The sequence below is a fragment of the Fundidesulfovibrio sp. YSD1 genome, assembly GCF_055397115.1.
Genome location: NZ_AP043666.1, coordinates 3,013,569 through 3,031,347 on the forward strand (window position 1 = coordinate 3,013,569; position 17,779 = coordinate 3,031,347).

Here is a 17,779-nt window from a genome sequence, read left to right on the forward strand (position 1 = left end):
GCCGAGCCTCGGTTGTGGTGCGCGAACCCTCCCTACAGGCGGCCCTTCGCGAGCTCCTGGAAGCCTTCCTCCAGGATGGCCAGGCCGCGTTCGAGCTGTTCGTCGGTGATCACCAGGGGCATGAGCGTCCTGATGACGTTTCCGTGCGTACCGCAGGAGAGCAGCAGAAGCCCCCTGTCCACGCAGAATTTGGCCAGGGCCTTGGCCTGGGTGGTGGCCGGGGTCTTCTTCTCGCGGTCCGTGACGAGCTCAAGCGCGCGCATGGGGCCGAGCCCGCGCTGCTCGCCGATGACCTCGAAGCGCGAGGACCAGTCGATGAAGCGCTGCTCCAGCTTCTCGCCCAGCACGCGGGCCTTCTCGAGCAGGCCCTCCTCCTCGAAGACCTCGATCACGGCCAGGGCCGCGCGGCAGGAGAGCGGGTTGCCGCCGTAGGTGCCGCCCGTGCCGCCCACCTGGGGGGCGTCCATGATCTCGCGCTTGCCCACCACGCCGGAAATGGGCATGCCGCCGCCCATGCTCTTGGCCACGCAGGTGATGTCCGGGACGACGCCGTGGTGCTCCATGGCGAAGTACTTGGCGGTGCGGCCGAAGCCGGTCTGCACCTCGTCGGCCACGTAGACGATGCCGTTGTCCGCGCAGATGGCCTTGAGCCGCTCGAAGTACTTGGCGGGCGGGGACACGAAGCCGCCCTCCCCCAGCACCGGCTCGGCCACCAGGGCGGCCACGTTCTCGGCGGCGGTGTAGCCGATGAAGAAATCCTTGAGCAGGTCCGCGCACTGGGCGTCGCAGGTCTCGCGCTTCTGGCCCACGGGGCAGCGGTAACAGTAGGCGTAGGGCATGCGGTAGACTTCGGGGGCGAAGGGCCCGAAGCCGAACTTGTAGGGCTTGACCTTGCTGGTCATGGTCATGGTCAACAGGGTGCGGCCGTGGAAGCCGCCGTCGAAGACGATCACGCCCTGGCGGCCGGTGAAGCTGCGGGCGATCTTGACCGCGTTCTCCACGGCCTCGGCCCCGGAGTTGGCGAACAGGGCCATCTTCTCGAAGGAGCCCGGGGCCAGCCGGCAGAGCTTTTCCGCCAGCTTGATGTAGGGCTCGTACATCACGATGTGGAAGCAGGTGTGGATGAACTTGTCGGCCTGGTCCTTGATGGCGGCCACGACCCTGGGGTGGCAGTGGCCCACGTTGACCACGCCGATGCCGCCCGCGAAGTCGATGAGTTCATTGCCGTTCGCGTCCGTGATGAGCGCGCCCTGGGCCTTGGCTGCCACGTAGCGGGAGGCGTTGAAGGGGCCTTTGGGAACGTAGCGGTCGCGCAGCGCCAGGAGGTCTTCGGCGGATTTTGTCTGTTGTCCCACGTTTATTCCTCTTTGAAGGAAGGTTTCGGTCGGGGCCTCTGCTTCACCTTTTTTGTAAAAGGCGGAAGTGTTGAGCAAGAAGCAAGCCAGACTCTCGCGGGGGCGTTGTGCGTGTGATTAAGAGGGGTTACGCGACCGGCCTCCTGCCTGTGCCAGGTGTTTTGAGTTGATTCTGAATCATGAATTCAAGCTATTCTCATGATCCCGGGACGTTGACTTTGATTCAATAGTGACTCATGTCAGAATTGACATTATTAGAAAAACATGCGCGCCACAGGAAAAAGAAGGGCGTCCGGAAAGGGAGGCCCCTAAATGTCGCCCTCGCCATCCTGCCAGCTATTGCCAACACTTGAGGGCATCCTGAAACGACGTTCGGAAAATCTTTCGTTATTGAAGACAAGGCTTGATCCAAAAATGAATCAAACCTGCCGGATGCCGTACTTCGCCATCTTGCGCACCACCGTGGACTGGCTCACGCCCAGAAACGACGCCATCTCCCGCGTGGTCCGGCAGCGCGCGGCCGCCTGGCGCAGCACGCGGATGCTGGCCTGGTCGGTGGTTTCCGAGAGCTTGCGCGTGGCGGCCTCCTGCCCGGCCGAGCCGGACGGGCCAGCGCCCAGGGCCTCCTCCACGGCGGCGGTCAGGTCGTCTCCCTCGCTCATGACGAAGGCCTTCTGGATGATGCCCACCAACTCGCGCACGTTGCCCGGGAAGTCGTAGGACTCAAGCAGGCGCATGGCCCGGGGCGAGAGCCGCTTCTGTTTGCCGTAGCGAGTGTTGCACCCGGCCAGGTAGAACTCGGCCAGGCCGAAGATGTCCTCGCGCCTCTCGCGCAGGGGGGCGATGCGCACGATGAAGGTGTTCAGCCTGAAGAAAAGGTCCTTGCGAAAACGCTTCTGCTCCACCAGGCGCTCCAGGTCGCAGTTGGTGGCGGCCACCACCCCGCACTCCACCAGCTTGGACTCGGCTCCGCCCAGCCGCCAGAGCTCGTGGTCGTCCAGGTATTTGAGCAGCTTGGCCTGCACGGACAGGGGGATGTCGCCCACCTCGTCCAGAAAGAGCGTGCCGCCCTTGGCCAGCTCGATGAGCCCGGCCTTGCCCTGCTTGAGCGCGCCCGTGAACGCCCCCTTCTCGTAGCCGAACAGCTCGGCCTCGAAGAGGTTCTCGGGCACGGCCGGGCAGTTGATGGGGATGAAGGGCTTCTGGGCGCGCGGGCTGTTCACGTGCACGAACTTGGCCAAAAGCCCCTTGCCCGTGCCCGATTCGCCAAGGATCAGGATGCGCGAGGCGTCCATGCGCGCGAGCTTCAAGAGCGCGTGCAGGCAGTGGCGCATGGACGGGCTGTCGGCCACGATGTCCTTCTGCTTGAGCTCCAGCATGGAGAGCTCGGCAAGCTCGTTGCGGTACTTCTCCTCGACCTTGCGCGCGTTCTGCAAGCCCTCGCGCAGGGCCGAGAGCTCGGTCACGTCGCGTTCGTTGACCACCACCAGCGAGATGCCCCCGGCCTCGTCCAGCACGGGGGAGCCCGTCACCAGGAGCTGCTTGCCGGTCTTCGAGATGTACTGGAGGATGCTGAACTGGCGCTTGTAGCGCAAGACGTCCAGGGTCACGGACTGGTCTACGAGGTTCTCCTCGATGATGCACTTGATGTTGCGCCCGATGTAGTCCGAGGCGTCGATGGAGTTGAGCCGCTGCGACTCCCGGTTGATGTCCAGGATGGTGCCCCCGCCGTCGCAGATCCAGATGCCCTCGGAAACGGAGTCCAGCACGGCGCGAAGCGATATCTCGGGGGCGGGCAGGGGGGCCGTCTCCGCCTCGCTGACCAGGGCGGCGGCCCCAACCACCGCGCCTTCGCGGCGCACGGGCCGGATGTCCACCTGCACCTTGCGCCCGCCCGCGCTCATGCAGAAGGACGGCTCGCGCATGGTCCCCGCCAGGCAGGCGCGCAGGCCCAGGGCGATCTCGGGCAGGGTCTCGGGGATGGCCGCCCCGGAAGAGAGCGCCTCATCCAGGCCGAGAAGCCGCCTTGCGCGGGAGTTGAAAGAGACGACGCGGCAGTCGGAATCGACGGTCAAAAGGCCGCGCCCGAGGCTCTGCAGGATGTCCTCGGGGAAGAACGGGGCCTGGGATGTGTTCGCCGGGTGCAACGCGTTCGTCGCGGCCATAGATTAGGGAATGCCTTGAAAAATGAGGGCATGCAACGATTAACTCGTGTCCGTTTTTTTCAGAAATGAAAGAAACCGGGAGAGGCGGGAGTGTTGCGCCAAGAGAAACGGAGCGATCAAGAAGGAAATGCCCCGGTTCACTCCTTGAAACGGTAGCCCACGCCCGTCTCGGTGTGCAGGTGCCTGGGCCGGGCCGGGTCCTTCTCGATCTTCTGGCGGAGCTTGTGCACGTGGATGCGCACGTAGTGCTCCTGGCCCTGGCTGTGCTTGCCCCAGACCTCGCGCAAGAGCTGCCCGTGCGTGACCACCTTGCCCGCGTGGCGCGCCAGGAAGGCGAGCATCTTGAACTCCGTGGGCGTCAGGTGCACCTCCCGGCCGTCCAGGCTGACCACGCGGCCCTCCAGATCGATGACGAGGCCGCCGAACGCGTACCTGTCCGGCGGCGAGGCCTCCCTCGAGGACTCGCGGCGCAGGAGCGCCCTGATCCTGGCCGCGAGCTCGGCCAGGCTGAAGGGCTTGCTCAAATAGTCGCTCGCGCCCTTGTCCAGGGCGCCGACCTTGTCCTGCTCGCCCCCGCGCACCGAGAGCACGATCACCCGCGCCCGCGTCCAGGGCGGCAGGGACTCGAGCACCTCCTCGCCGTCCATGTCCGGCAGGCCAAGGTCCAGGAGGATCACGTCCGGGTCGCGGGAAGAGGCCATGGCCAGGGCCTCCCGCCCGGTTGCCGCCTCCAGGGCCGCGTAGCCTTCGGCCTCCAGGAAGGGCTTCAAAAAACGGCGGATGGCCGCCTCGTCGTCAACGATCAGGATGGTGGCTTTCTTCATGCTCGTCCAGGGGGAGGGTGATGGTGAAGCGGGCCCCGGCCGGGACGTTCCCCCGGGCGGAGATGGTCCCGCCGTGGGCCTTGACCACGGCCCGGCAGATGGCCAGGCCCAGGCCGTAGCCTTCGGGGCCGCCCCTGTCGCCGCGCTGGAAGCGCTCGAAGAGCTTTTCCGGGTCGCCCTGCGGCAGCCCGGGGCCGCTGTCGCGCACCTCTATCACCGCGCTCCTCCTGCGGGTGTGGGCCGCGATGTCGATGCGCGTGCCCTCGGGCGTGTACTTGGCCGCGTTCTCCAGGAGGTTCAGGAACACCTGCTCCATGAGCACCTCGTCCATGGGGACGGGGGGCAGGCCCGCCGGGATGTCCAGGCGCACCTCGTGGCCCTCCAGCAGGGGCTCCACGCGCGAGAGCGCGCTGCCCAGCACCTCCTCCAGCGGGACGGGCTTCACGTCCGGGACCACGGCCCCGGACTCCAGGGCCGCGATGCGCAGCAGGTTGTCCACCAGGCGCTCCAGGCGGGAGGCCTCCCCGGCGATGTTCTCCTCCAGGGCGCGGCGCACCTCCGGCCCGGCCGACTCGCCCAGGGCCATGAGGCTCTCGGCCGAGCCCGAGATGGCCGCCAGGGGGGTCTTGAAGTCGTGGGTCACGGTGGAGAGGAGCGAAGCCCGGAGCTTTTCGCGCTCGGCCTCCACGAGCGTGGCCCTGGCCTTCTCCTCAAGCCGGTCCACGTCCAGGGCCAGGGCGGTCTGCTGGACGAACACCTCCAGGAGCCTGCGCTTGTCCGGCAGCGCCAGGGACTCCCGCGCCTCCTCGTCGAAGGGCCGCAGGCCGATGACGCCCAGGGTCTCCTCCGTGCCGGGCAGGGGCAGAAAGAGCGCCTCCGACTCCGAAAGCGTCTGGGTCAAGAGCCCGGCGGGCTTGCCGTTGTCGAACACCCATTGCGCCACGCCCAGGTCCTTTTCGGGCAGGGCCTCGTCGCCGTCGGGCATGAAGGCCGTCTCCAGCCTTCCCGACGCGCCGGGCATGAGCATGAAGGCCCTGCACCTGAAGACTCCGGCCAGGTGCTCCCTGGCCACCTCCAGGAGGCTGGCCGCCCCGCGCGTGGAGGCCAGGTGGCGCGACAGGCCGGAGAGCTCCGAGGCCTGGCGCTCCAGCCGCCCCGCGCTGTCGGCCTGGGCCTTGATCCGCGAGGCCATGCCGCTCAGCACCAGGGCCGCCAGGAGCATCACCGCGAAGGTGACGAGGTAGTCCGCGTCCGACACGGCGAAGCTGAACCTGGGCGGGACGAAGCAGAAGTCGAAGGCCAGCACGGAGAGCACCGAGGCCAGGGCCGAGGCTCGCCTCGGCAGCCAGACCGCCACGGCCATGACCCCAACGAGGTAGACCATGATCAGGTTGGCCAGGGCGAAATAGGGGTACATGGCGAAGCACGCGCCCGTGCAGAGCCCGACCACGGCCACAGCCCAGGCGTAGCCCCTGCGCCGCCGCCGGGAGGGCGCCCCGGCCGTGGGCGGCTGCACGCCCTTGGTGTCCTGACCCTTGATCACGTGCACGTCGATCTCGCCGGAGAGCCTGACCAGCTGGTCCACGGGGCTGCCCCGGACGAGGTCGGCCAGCGTGTGCTTGACCGGCTTGCCGATGACGATGCGCGTGATGTTGCGCTGCCTGGCGAAGCCCACGATGAGCCGGGCCACGTCTCCCCCGGCCAGCACGTGGGTCTGGGCCCCGAGCTCCTGGGCCAGGTTCAGGTTGGCCAGGGCTCTGGCCGTGGCGTCGCCTTCGGGCTGTTGCTGGATGTACAGGGCGTGCCAGGGGGCGCGCAGGCCGTCGGCCAGGCGTTTGGCCGCGCGCACCAGCGTGGCCGAGGTGGGCGAGGGGCCCACGCACACCAGGATGCGCTCGGCCGTGGGCCAGGTGGTCTGGATGGCGTGGCCCTGGCGGTAGACCAGCACCTCGGTGTTCACCCGGTTGGCCGTGGAGCGCAGGGCCAGTTCGCGAAGCGCGCTCAGGTTGCCGGAGCGGAAGAAGTTCTCCCCGGCCCACTCGGCCTGCCTGGGCAGGTAGACCTTGCCCTCGCTCAGGCGCTGGCGCAGGTCCTCCGGGGGCAGGTCCACCAGGATGACCGACTCGGCCTTCTCCAGCATGGCGTCGGGCACGGTCTCGCGCACGCGCACGCCCGTGATCTGGGCCACCACGTCGTTCAGGCTCTCCAGGTGCTGCACGTTGAGCGTGGTCCAAACGTCCAGGCCGTGCTCCAGAAGTTCGTCCACGTCCTGCCAGCGCTTGGGGTGGCGGGAACCGGGGACGTTGGCGTGGGCCAATTCGTCCACCAGGATCAGGGCCGGCCGCCTGGCCAGGGCGGAGTCCAGGTCGAACTCCTGAAGCGGGTGGCCCTTGTATTCGATGACCCTGCGCGGGAGCACCGGCATGGCGTACATCAGGGCCTCGGTGTCCTCGCGGCCGTGGGTCTCCACCACGCCCGCCAAAAGGTCCAGGCCTTCGGCCATCTTGAGGCGCGCGGCTTCCAGCATGGCGTAGGTCTTGCCCACGCCCGGGGCCATGCCGAGAAAGATCCGCAGCCGCCCCCGGCGCTTCTCCGCTTCCTGGCGCTGGACCATGGCCAGCAGGGCGTCCGGATCGGGACGTTGGTCCTCGTCGCGCATGGCCGGACGTTACTCCTTCTTCGCGGCCGCATCCAGGGCCAGGTTGAGCTCCAGCACGTTCACCCTGGGCTCGCCCCAGAAATTCCACAGCCGCCCCGAGGTGTGCGCGGCCACCAGCCCGGCCACGGCCTCGGGCGGAATGCCCCGGGCCCTGGCCACTCGTCCTGCCTGGCTGGCGGCGGCCTCCGGCGAGATGTGCGGGTCCAGGCCGCTGCCCGAGGACGTGAGCAGATCCATGGGCGCGGGGCCGGGGCCGTTTCGCGCCGCGTGCCTGGCCGCGCGTTCGGCCACGGCCTGGGCCGGGTTGGAAGGCCCGAGGTTGGACCCGGCCGAGGCGGCGGCGTTGTACTCGTATGGCGCGGTGGCCGAGGGCCTGCCGTGGAAGTAGCGGTCCGAGGAGAAGGGCTGGCCCACCAGGGCCGACCCGGCCACCTCCCCTCCCTTCCCGATCAGGCTGCCGCCCGCCTGGAAGGGGAAGAGCCCCTGGCCGAGGCCGGTCACGGCCAGGGGGTAGGCCAGGCCGGTGAGCAGGGTCATCCAGAAGAGCATCAGGAAGGCCGGGGCCAGCTGTTTCATGAGTATCCGGAACATGCGCGGCTCCTACGTCCAGCCGAGGGCGGAGAGTATCATGTCGATGAGCTTGATGCCCGCGAAGGGCGCCAGAAGCCCGCCCAGGCCGTAGACGAGCAGGTTTCGCCTGAGCGCCGTGGCCGCCGGGGCGGGGACGTACTTCACGCCCCTGAGCGCCAGGGGGATCAGGAACACGATGACCAGGGCGTTGAACACCACGGCCGAGAGGATGGCCGACTTGGGCGTGGCCAGGCCCATCACGTCCAACGCCCCCAGCTGCGGGTAGATGCCCGCGAACACGGCCGGGATGATGGCGAAGTACTTGGCCACGTCGTTGGAGATGGAGAAGGTGGTCAGCGAGCCCCGGGTCATGAGGAGCTGCTTGCCGATGGCCACCACCTCCAGAAGCTTGGTGGGGTTGGAGTCCAGGTCCACCATGTTCCCGGCCTCCTTGGCGGCCTGGGTGCCGGAGTTCATGGCCACGCCCACGTCGGCCTGGGCCAGGGCCGGGGCGTCGTTGGTGCCGTCGCCGGTCATGGCCACCATCCTGCCCTCGGCCTGGTACTTGCGGATGCGCGCGAGCTTGGCCTCGGGCGTGGCCTCGGCCAGGAAGTCGTCCACCCCTGCCTCGGCCGCGATGGCCGCGGCCGTGAGCGCGTTGTCGCCCGTGACCATGATGGTCTTGATGCCCATGGCCCGAAGCTCCGCGAAGCGCTCGCGGATGCCGCCCTTGACGATGTCCTTGAGCCAGACCGCGCCGAGCGGCCTGCCGTTCTCGGCCACCGCCAGCGGCGTGCCGCCGGACTTGGCGATCTCGTGGATCGAGCGTTCGAGCTCTTCCGGGAAGCGCTCGCCGGACTGCCCGGCCAGGGCCCTGATGGCGTCGGGCGCGCCCTTGCGCAGGGACCTTTCGGGCAGGTTCACGCCCGAGAGCCTGGTCTGGGCCGTGAAGGGCACGAAGGTGGCGTTAAGGTCCCGCAGCTCGCGGCCCCGGATGCCGAAGCGCTCCTTGGCCAGCACCACGATGGAGCGCCCCTCCGGGGTTTCGTCCGCCAGGGAGGCCAGCTGGGCCGTCTCGGCCAGCTCGCGCTCGTCCACGCCCGGGACGGGCAGGAAGGCCGTGGCCTGCCGGTTGCCCAGGGTGATGGTGCCGGTCTTGTCCAGGAGCAGCACGTCCACGTCCCCGGCCGCCTCCACGGACCGGCCCGAGGTGGCGATGACGCCCGACTGGATCAGCCGGTCCATGCCCGCGATGCCGATGGCCGAGAGGAGCCCCCCGATGGTGGTGGGGGCCAGGCACACGAACAGGGCGGTCAGGGCGGTGATGGTCACGGCCGCGCCTTGCCCGGAAAGCTCCACCGCGAAGGCGGACATGGGCCTGAGGGTCGCGCAGACCACCAGGAAGACCAGGGTCAGCGAGGCCAGCAGGATGTTCAGGGCGATCTCGTTGGGGGTCTTGCGCCGTTTCGCGCCCTCCACCAGCGAGATCATGCGGTCGAGGAACGTCTCGCCCGGCTCGGCGGCCACCTTGACCACCAGCCAGTCCGAGAGCAGGCGCGTGCCTCCCGTCACCGCGCTGCGGTCGCCCCCGGCCTCGCGGATCACGGGGGCGCTCTCGCCGGTTATGGCCGATTCGTCCACCGAGGCGATTCCTTCCACTATCTCGCCGTCCGAGGGGATGGTGTCCCCGGCCTCCACCAGCACGAAGTCGCCCCTGTGCAGGGCCTTGGCCGGGACGTGCGCGAAGGGCGCGCCGCGCCCCGGGTGCGTGAGCCTCTTGGCCGCCACCTCGCGCCTGAGTCCCCGCAGGGCCTCGGCCTGGGCCTTGCCCCGGCCCTCGGCCATGGCCTCGGCGAAGTTGGCGAAGAGCACCGTGGCCCACAGCCAGGCCGAGACCGAGGCCACGAACCCGAAGGGGGCCTCGCCGTGCCCGGCCCAGGCCTGGGCGGCCAGGCCCGTGGTCAGGATGGAACCCACGTAGACCGTGAACATCACCGGGTTGCGCGCCTGGCTGGCCGGGGCCAGCTTGCGCAGGCTGGCCGCGCAGGCCTGCCTGACTATGGCCGGGTCGAACAGGGGGCGTGCCTTGTCTTTCTTGGACATGACGGAAACCTCGCTATCTGAAGAGCGCCAGGTGCTCGGCCACGGGGCCGAGGGCGAGCGCGGGGACGAAGGTGAGCGCGCCCACCACCAGCACCACGGCCATGAGCAGGGCCACGAACACGGGGCCGTGGGTGGGCAGGGTGCCGGGGCCTTCGCGCAGGCGCTTCTTGCGCGCCAGCGACCCGGCCAGGGCCAGCACGGGGACGATCAGCCAGTAGCGCGAGCCGAACATGGCCACGGCCCCGGCGATGGTCCAGAAGGGCGAGGTGGCGGTGAGCCCGGCGAAGGCGCTGCCGTTGTTGTTGCCCATGGACGAGAACGCGTAGAGCACCTCGCTGAATCCGTGCGGCCCGGGGTTCGGGATGGCGTCGGGCGGACCCATCACGCTGGCCAGGGCCGTGCCCATCAGGCACAGGAAAGGCGGGATCAGGATCACCAGCGCGGCCATCTTGGTCTCGAAGGGCTCGATCTTCTTGCCCAGGTATTCGGGCGTGCGCCCGACCATGAGCCCGGCCACGAACACGGTGACCACCGCGAACACGAGCATCCCGTAGAGCCCCGAGCCCACGCCGCCGTAGACGACCTCGCCCAGTTGCATGAGGAGCATGGGCCACATCCCGCCAAGCGGGGTGAAGCTGTCGTGCATGGAGTTCACCGAGCCGTTGGACGCGGCCGTGGTCACGGCGGCCCACAGGGCGGAGCCCGCGACGCCGAAGCGCACCTCCTTGCCCTCCAGGCTGGGCGCGGGCGCGGCCCCGGCCTGGGTCAGGAGCGGGTTGGCCGAGGATTCCGCCTGGATCGTCAACAGGGCGAACCCGGCGAACAGGATGGTCATGGCCGCCAGCACCGCGAAGCCCTGCCGCCGGTCGCCCGCCATGATCCCGAAGGTGTGGCACAGCGCCGCCGGGATGAGCAGGATGGCCAGCATCTCGAGCAGGTTGGTCAGCGGCGTGGGGTTCTCCAGGGGATGGGCGGAGTTGGTGTTGTAGAAGCCGCCGCCGTTGGTGCCCAGCTGCTTGATGGCCACCTGGGAGGCCACGGGGCCGAGCGCGATGGTCTGTAGCGCCTGCGTGGCCGGTTCGGTCCTGGGCTTGCCGTCCTCTCCCAGGACCGGCCTACCAGAGCCGTTCAGCACGGGAGCTTCGTAGGCCACGGGCTCCAGGAGTTTGGCCGTGGCCGAGCCCTCCAGAGTCTGGGGCACGCCCTGCCAGATGAGCGCCAGGGAGAGCGCCACGGACAAAGGCAGCAGCACGTAGAGCGTGGACCGGGTGAGGTCGCGCCAGAAGTTGCCCAGCCTGTCGGTCTCGCGGCGCGAGAGCCCGCGGATGAAGGCGGCCATCACGGCCATGCCCGTGGCGGCGGAGACGAAGTTCTGCACGGTGAGCGCCGCCATCTGGGTGAGGTGGCTCATGGTGGTCTCGCCGCCGTAGGCCTGCCAGTTGGTGTTTGTGGCGAAGCTCACGGCGGTGTTCAGCGCCACGAAGGGGTCCACCCCGGGGAGCCCGGCCGGGTTCTCCGGCAGCACGCCCTGGAGGCGTTGCAGGGCGTAGGCCGCCAGGAGCCCCAGGGCGTTGAAGGCGGCCACGGCCACGGCGTAGGTTTTCCAGTCCATCTCCGCGTCCGCGTCCGCCCGGCACAGCCGGTAGAGCAGGCGCTCCACGGGGCCGAGCACGCGGCTCAAGCCGCAGGGCTGGTCCTGGTAGACCCGGGCCATGTACAGGCCCAGGGGCCAGGACGCGCCGAGCAGCAGGGCCAGGAAAAACAGATACTGGATGATGTCGGTGACGTTCATTCGAACCACTCCGGTTTGCACAGGGCCGCCAGCAGGTACACGAACAGGGCGGCCGTTATCGTCAGGGCCAGGGCGTCCATGGTCATTTTCCCTCCAGGCGGGAGATCGCGGCGATCAGGCCGAAAAGCCCGAAGACCAGGGCCAGGATGAGGGCGACGAGAAGGATGTCCATCGGTTCCTCCTTGGGAGTCGATGGAGCGAAGATAAGCAGGGGCGCGTAAAGAAGGTGTAAAGACCGGGGGCGGGGGCGTAAAAAAAGTGTTGCCGGGGAGAGGCTACGCCCCCCCCCGCAGCGCGCGCATCCTGCGCCAAAGCGTGGAGCGGCTCACGCCCAGGAGCCTGGCGGCCTCGCCCACGCGCCCGCCCGCCCCGGCCAGGGCGTCGCGGATGCGCTCCTCCTCGGGAGGCAGGCCCGGCCCGGGCTCGTCCCGGCCCTGCCCCGCCTGTGTTTGGGGCTGCGGGGCCTGATCCAGCAGGGTCCTCAGAAGCTCCGGGGTGACGGCGTGCTCGTGGTGCGTGGCCGCCACCCGGGCCATGACGTTCTGCAACTCGCGCACGTTGCCCGGCCAGGGGTGCGCGCGCAGGGCCTCGATGGCCCCGTCCGGCAGCGAGTACTTGCCGGGCCGCCCCGAGGCCTGGGCCAGGAAGCGCGCGGCCAGCTCCGGGATGTCCTCCGGCCTCGCGCGCAGGGGCGGCAGGCGCAGGCGCAGCACGTTCAGCCGGTAGAAGAGGTCGTCGCGGAAGCGCCCGTCCGCCACCAGCCTGCCCAGGTCCTTGTTGCTGGCGGCCACCACGCGCACGTCCACGTGGATCACCTGGTCGCTGCCCAGGCGCATGACCTTCTTCTCCTGGAGCACGCGCAGGAGTTTGCCCTGGGTGGAGGGCTCCATCTCCGCGATCTCGTCGAGAAATATCGTCCCGCCGTGGGCCAGCTCGAAGAGCCCGGGCTTGCCCTTCTGGCTGGCCCCGGTGAAGGCCCCGGGCTCGTAGCCGAAGAGCTCGCTTTCGAGCAGCTGCCCGGGCAGGGCGGCGCAGTTCACGGCCACGAACGGCCCGCCGCTCCTGGCGCTGGCGTTGTGCACGCCCTGGGCGAAGAGCTCCTTGCCGGTGCCGGTCTCGCCGTGGATGAGCACCGTGGCCGAGGTGCGCGCGTAGTCCATGCCCATGGCGATGGCCTTGCGCAGCGCCGGGCTCGAGCCCACCACGTCCTGGAAGCGCGAGCCCGCCACGTGGCCGGAGGCCATGATGCGCCTGCGCACCGTGGCCTCCATCTTCTGGATCTGACGCACGTCGTGGAAGGTGGCCACCGCGCCCACGGTCTCGCCGCCCACGGTGACCGGGGCCGCGCTGCACATGATCTCCTGGTCGAACACGCGCTTTATCTGCCCCGCCTCCTCGCGCCCGGAAACGAGCACCCGCTCCAGGCCGGACTTGGGCCAGACCTGGGCCACGGGCCTGCCCAGGGCGTCGGCCTCGGTCAGGCGCAAAAGCCTCACGGCCACGGGGTTGAACACCGTGACCACGCCCCGGCGGTCCACGGCCACGATGCCGTTGTCCGTGGAGGTGAGCACCGCGCGCATGAGGGAGCTCTTGGCCTTTTCCACGCTTCTGCCGTGTACGATGCGCTTGGCCTCGTTGACCGCGGCGAGGATGCCCCTCGGGCCTGTCTCCACCGGCTGGCAGGGCACGCCGAGCCTGCCCGCGATGAGCGCCATGATGTAGCCGCCCACCACGATGTCCGCCCCGTCGTCCCTGGCCCTGAGCACCGTGGAGGCGATGTCCTCCTCCTCGCGCCATTCGTAGGAGCGCACGTCCACGCCGAGCATGGCCCCGATCTCCAAGGCCCCGTCGGACATGGGCGGGAAGGCCACCACCGCCACGCGCCTGGCGCGCAGGCTGGCCTTGTGGATGGCCGAGAGCAGGTCGAGCCCGGAGGTGGAGACGTCCACCACGGAGAGGTCGGGCAGGGCCGCGCGGACGCAGCGCGCCGTGGCCCCGCGCGAGATGACCACCTCCACCCCGGCGGCGGCCAGGGTCCTGGCGGTGTCGGCGGCCCCGGCCATGAGGCCCTCGGCCAGGATCACGTCCGGGTGCTCGCGCACCAGGACCTGGCGGGCCGTCTCCAGCATACGTTCGTTCAGGGCGATAAAGGCGATGGTGTTCATTTGTTTCACTCGTGCAACATGATGAGACGTTTTAAGACAAGATGCAACATAATCGTCTCATCCGGAGCAGCCAAGTGTATAACATACTAAAATAATTCATTGATACTTCTGGAACGATTTCTGCTTTCCGGGCCTTGAGCATCCGCGACACGCCCAAGAACCGGCAAACAAAAGGAGCAGCACATGAAGTTGAACTGGAAGGCGGTCCTGCCCGTGATCGTCGGGGTGGCCCTCTGGCTCGTCCCGACGCCCCAGGGCCTGCAACCCTACGCGTGGCAATACTTCGCCCTGTTCGTGGCCGTGATCACCGCGCTGGTGCTGGAGCCCATCCCGGCCGCCGCGGCAGGGCTCATGGGCATCACCCTGGCCGCGGCCCTGAACCTCGTGCCCGCCCAGCCCAACGCCGCGCCCACCACCTCGGACGCCGTGCGCTGGGCCTTGTCCGGCTTCTCCAACAACACGGTCTGGCTCATCTTCGTGGCCTTCATGTTCGCCATGGGCTACGAGAAGACGGGGCTCGGCAAGCGCATCTCGCTCATCCTCATAAAAAAGCTCGGCAAGAGCACCCTGGGCCTGGGCTACGCCGTGGCCCTGGCCGACCTGACCCTGGCCCCGTTCACGCCCTCCAACACGGCGCGTAGCGCGGGCGTGATCTTCCCGATCATCAAGAACATCCCGCCGCTCTACGGCTCCACGCCCGAGAGCGGGGCGCGCAAGATCGGCGGCTACCTGATGTGGACCGCCCTGGCCACCACCTGCGTCACCAGCACCATGTTCCTGACGGCCCTGGCCCCGAACCTGCTGGCGCTCTCGATCCTCGAGAAGACCACCAAGATGACCGTGGGCTGGACCGAGTGGTTCACGGCCCTGGCCCCGGCCTGCATCCTCTTGTTCATCACCCTGCCGTACCTGATCTACGTGATCTATCCGCCCGAGATCAAACGCAGCGAGGACGCCCCCAAGTGGGCCGGAGCGGAGCTCTCCAAGATGGGCCCCGTCACCGCCAGGGAACTGATCATGGCCGGTCTGGCCCTGTTCGCCCTGCTGCTCTGGATCTTCGGGCCCAAGCTTTTCGACGCCACCACCGTGGCTCTCATGGCCCTGTCGCTGATGATCCTGACCAAGGTGGTCACCTGGGAGGACATCATCGGGCACAAGACCGCCTGGAACGTGCTCTGCTGGTTCGGAACCCTGGTCGCCCTGGCCGACGGCCTGGCCAAGGTGGGCTTCCTGAAGTGGTTCGCGGCCCTGGCCGCCGGGGCCATGTCCGGGTTCTCGGTCAACGCCCTGATGATCGCATTGGTGCTGCTCTTCTTCTTCATCCACTACATGTTCGCGAGCCTGACCGCCCACACCACGGCGCTCTTGCCCGTGATCCTGGCCACGGCCATGAGCATCCCCGGCATCCCCATGAAGACCTTCTCCATCCTCATCTGCGCCACCCTGGGCCTCATGGGCATCCTCACCCCCTACGCCACGGGGCCGAGCCCGGTGTACTACGGGTGCGGCTACATCACCCGCAAGGAATTCTGGACCCTGGGCTTCGTCTTCGGCGTGATCTTCATCGGCGCGCTGGTGGGCATCAACTTCCCCTACCTGCTGATGCTCGCGCCCTAGGCCCGGGCGGACTCATGGAGGCAACCGCATGAACGGGAAAATCACTGTCTTCGGCGCGGGAAACGTCGGCGGAGCCGTCACCAGGCGGCTCATCGAGCGCAAGCTCTGCAAGAAGGTGGTCCTGGTGGACCGCAACCCGGGCAAGGCACAGGGCGTGGCCCTGGACATCCTGGAGGCGAGCCCCGTGGACCTGCTCGAACCCGTGTGCATCTCCGGCGAGGACCTGGAGCAGAGCCGCAACTCCGAGATCGTGATCATCACGGCCGGGGCCACGCGCAAGGAGGGCATGACCCGCGACGACCTCCTGCGCATCAACGCGGACATCGTGCGCGAGTGCGTGTCCAAGGCCGCGCACTTCAGCCCGTACGCGTTCTACATCATCGTGAGCAACCCGCTGAACGTCATGTGCCACGTGGCCATGCGCGCGGGCCAGATACCACGCACCCGCGTGACCGGAATGGCCGGGGTGCTGGACGCCTGCCGCTTCCAGTACTTCATCTCCAAGGAGCTCAATGTCTCGGTGGAGAACGTGCACGCCATGGTGCTCGGCGAGCACGGCGAGGACATGGTGCCCGTGCCGCGCTACTCCACCGTGGCGGGCGTGCCCATCACGGAGCTTCTGCCCCCGGAGAAGATCGAGGAGCTGGTCAGCCGCACCCGCGACGGCGGGGCCGAGATAATTAGGCTCATGCAGACCAGCGCCTTCTACGCCCCGGCCTCGGCCGTGACCCAGATGGTCTCGGCCGTGGTCATGGACAAGAAGAAGATCCTGCCCTGCGCCACGCTGCTCACCGGCGAATACGGCATCAACGGGGCCTTCGTGGGCGTGCCCGTGAAGCTCGGGGCCAACGGCGTGGAGGAGATCAGGCAGATCGAGCTGACCGGCGACGAGAGCCAGGCCCTGGCCAGGAGCGCCGAGAAGATACGCAAGCAGCTTGAGACGATAGGCGAGGCCTGCTGAGGGCCTTGCCCCCAACGCGCTCCATGGGCGCACAGACAAGTAGGAGGAGCTTGCGAATGGACAAGCAAGAGGCCCGGCGGTCCCTGACCGGCATCATGGCCAGATTCACCGGATACGTGGGCAAGCGCCTGCCCCAGGACGTGCTGGACAAGCTGGCCCAGCTGCGCGAGGGCGAGGACAGCCCCTTGTCCCGCGTGGTCTACGACTCCATGTTCGACAACCTCGAGGCCGCCGACAAGCTCGACCGGCCCTGCTGCCAGGACACCGGCGTGATCCAGTACTTCGTGCGCGCCGGGGCGAACTTCCCGCTGCTTGGCGACCTGCCCGGCATCCTGGCCGACGCCGTGCGCCAGGCCACCAAGGACGCCCCCCTGCGCCACAACGCGGTGGAGACGTTCATCGAGAAGAACACCGGCGACAACACCGGCACCCGCGTGCCCTGGATCGACTGGGAGATCGACGGCGACGGCGACTCGGCCGTCATCGAGGTCTACATGGCGGGCGGCGGGTGCAGCCTGCCCGGCGCGGCCAAGGTGCTCATGCCCTCGGCAGGCTACGAGGGAGTGGTGCAGTTCGTGTTCGACGTGATCACCTCGTACGGCGTGAACGCCTGCCCGCCGCTCCTGGTGGGGGTCGGCGTGTCCACGTCCGTGGAGACGGCCGCGCTCCTCTCCAAGAAGGCCATCCTGCGCCCCATAGGCACCCGCCACCCCGACCCGCGCGCGGCCGAGATGGAGCTCCTTCTGGAAAAGGGTCTGAACGAAGTGGGCCTCGGCCCCCAGGGCCTCTCGGGCAACTCCACTGTGCTCGGCGTGCACATCGAGTCCTCGGCCAGGCACCCCTCCACCATCGGCGTGGGCGTGTCCGTGGGCTGCTGGGCGCACAGGCGCGGGACCATCCGCATCGCCCCGGACCTGTCCTACGAAATACTCTCGCACAAGGAGGCCGTGCTGTGAAAAAGGTCCTGACCACACCCATCAAGTCCGAGGACATCGAGTCTTTGCGCGTGGGCGACGTGGTGTACCTGGACGGCCACCTGGTCACCTGCCGGGACGTGGGCCACCGCAGGCTGATCGAGCTCGGGCGCGAGCTGCCCGTGGACCTCGCGGGCCTGGCCATCTTCCACGCCGGGCCCATCGTGGCCAAGGACGGCGACGCCTGGAAGATGATCTCCATCGGCCCCACCACCAGCATGCGCATGGAGGCCTTCGAGGACCAGTTCATCGAGCGCACGGGCGTGAAGCTGATCATCGGCAAGGGCGGCATGGGCGCGGCCACGGCCGAGGCCTGCAAGCGCCACAAGGCCCTGCACGCGGTGTTCCCGGGCGGGTGCGCGGTGCTGGCCGCCACCGAGGTGGAGGAGATCGAGCGCGTGGAATGGCAGGACCTGGGCATGCCCGAGGCCCTCTGGGTCTCGCGCGTGAAGGGCTTCGGGCCGCTGATCATCTCCATCGACACCCACGGCGGCAACCTCTTCGAGGCCAACAAGGCCCAGTTCAACGAGAAGAAGCTGCCCATCATCGAGGACATCAACCGCCAGGTGCGGTTCATCAAATAGCTGCACTCAC

General features: G+C 68.4%; 13 protein-coding genes. 4 read left to right on the plus strand and 9 right to left on the minus strand.

Annotated features, from left to right (window positions below; all coding sequences use genetic code 11):
* Positions 1–32: 32 nt before the first annotated feature.
* From gabT to ACZ5V4_RS14095, 9 genes are all read right to left on the minus strand, one after another.
* Positions 33–1,355: a 4-aminobutyrate--2-oxoglutarate transaminase gene (gene gabT, locus ACZ5V4_RS14055; RefSeq protein WP_464315489.1), complete on the minus strand. Its 1,323-nt coding sequence runs from the start codon at positions 1,353–1,355 to the stop codon at positions 33–35.
* 419 nt (positions 1,356–1,774) lie between these two features.
* Positions 1,775–3,520: a sigma-54 interaction domain-containing protein gene (locus ACZ5V4_RS14060; protein WP_464315490.1), complete on the minus strand. Its 1,746-nt coding sequence runs from the start codon at positions 3,518–3,520 to the stop codon at positions 1,775–1,777.
* A 137-nt stretch (positions 3,521–3,657) separates the two neighbouring features.
* Entirely contained in the window at positions 3,658–4,344 is a 687-nt protein-coding gene (locus tag ACZ5V4_RS14065) for a response regulator (protein WP_464315491.1), read from the minus strand.
* Positions 4,316–7,003 carry a DUF4118 domain-containing protein gene (locus ACZ5V4_RS14070; RefSeq protein WP_464315492.1) on the minus strand — a complete coding sequence of 896 codons (2,688 nt, stop codon included), beginning with the start codon at positions 7,001–7,003 and terminating at the stop codon, positions 4,316–4,318. The genes ACZ5V4_RS14065 and ACZ5V4_RS14070 overlap by 29 nt, the downstream gene beginning before the upstream one ends.
* 9 nt (positions 7,004–7,012) lie before the next feature.
* Positions 7,013–7,594 (minus strand): potassium-transporting ATPase subunit KdpC, encoded by a 582-nt coding sequence (kdpC, locus tag ACZ5V4_RS14075; protein WP_464315493.1) that lies wholly within the window; start codon positions 7,592–7,594, stop codon positions 7,013–7,015.
* A 9-nt stretch (positions 7,595–7,603) separates the two neighbouring features.
* Positions 7,604–9,676 (minus strand): potassium-transporting ATPase subunit KdpB, encoded by a 2,073-nt coding sequence (gene kdpB / locus ACZ5V4_RS14080; protein ID WP_464315494.1) that lies wholly within the window; start codon positions 9,674–9,676, stop codon positions 7,604–7,606.
* Positions 9,677–9,689: 13 nt separating this feature from the next.
* Positions 9,690–11,468: a potassium-transporting ATPase subunit KdpA gene (kdpA, locus tag ACZ5V4_RS14085; RefSeq protein ID WP_464315495.1), complete on the minus strand. Its 1,779-nt coding sequence runs from the start codon at positions 11,466–11,468 to the stop codon at positions 9,690–9,692.
* A complete protein-coding gene (locus ACZ5V4_RS14090; protein WP_464315496.1) occupies positions 11,465–11,554 on the minus strand; it encodes a potassium-transporting ATPase subunit F in 90 nt (29 codons plus the stop codon). The genes kdpA and ACZ5V4_RS14090 overlap by 4 nt, the downstream gene beginning before the upstream one ends.
* A gap of 189 nt (positions 11,555–11,743) precedes the next feature.
* Positions 11,744–13,633 (minus strand): sigma 54-interacting transcriptional regulator, encoded by a 1,890-nt coding sequence (locus tag ACZ5V4_RS14095; RefSeq protein ID WP_464315497.1) that lies wholly within the window; start codon positions 13,631–13,633, stop codon positions 11,744–11,746.
* A gap of 183 nt (positions 13,634–13,816) precedes the next feature.
* On the opposite strand from ACZ5V4_RS14095, the gene ACZ5V4_RS14100 reads away from it, so the two are divergent.
* From ACZ5V4_RS14100 to ttdB, 4 genes are read left to right on the plus strand one after another with little or no spacing between them, the layout of a single operon-like run.
* Entirely contained in the window at positions 13,817–15,250 is a 1,434-nt protein-coding gene (locus ACZ5V4_RS14100) for an anion permease (RefSeq protein WP_464315498.1), read from the plus strand.
* A gap of 28 nt (positions 15,251–15,278) precedes the next feature.
* Complete coding sequence (gene mdh, locus ACZ5V4_RS14105; RefSeq protein ID WP_464315499.1) at positions 15,279–16,211, plus strand: malate dehydrogenase; 933 nt, start codon at positions 15,279–15,281, stop codon at positions 16,209–16,211.
* A gap of 56 nt (positions 16,212–16,267) precedes the next feature.
* Entirely contained in the window at positions 16,268–17,167 is a 900-nt protein-coding gene (gene ttdA, locus ACZ5V4_RS14110; protein ID WP_464315500.1) for a L(+)-tartrate dehydratase subunit alpha, read from the plus strand.
* Positions 17,164–17,769, plus strand: a complete 606-nt coding sequence (gene ttdB, locus ACZ5V4_RS14115; RefSeq protein ID WP_464315501.1) for a L(+)-tartrate dehydratase subunit beta — start codon at positions 17,164–17,166, stop codon at positions 17,767–17,769. The genes ttdA and ttdB overlap by 4 nt, the downstream gene beginning before the upstream one ends.
* Positions 17,770–17,779: the final 10 nt, after the last annotated feature.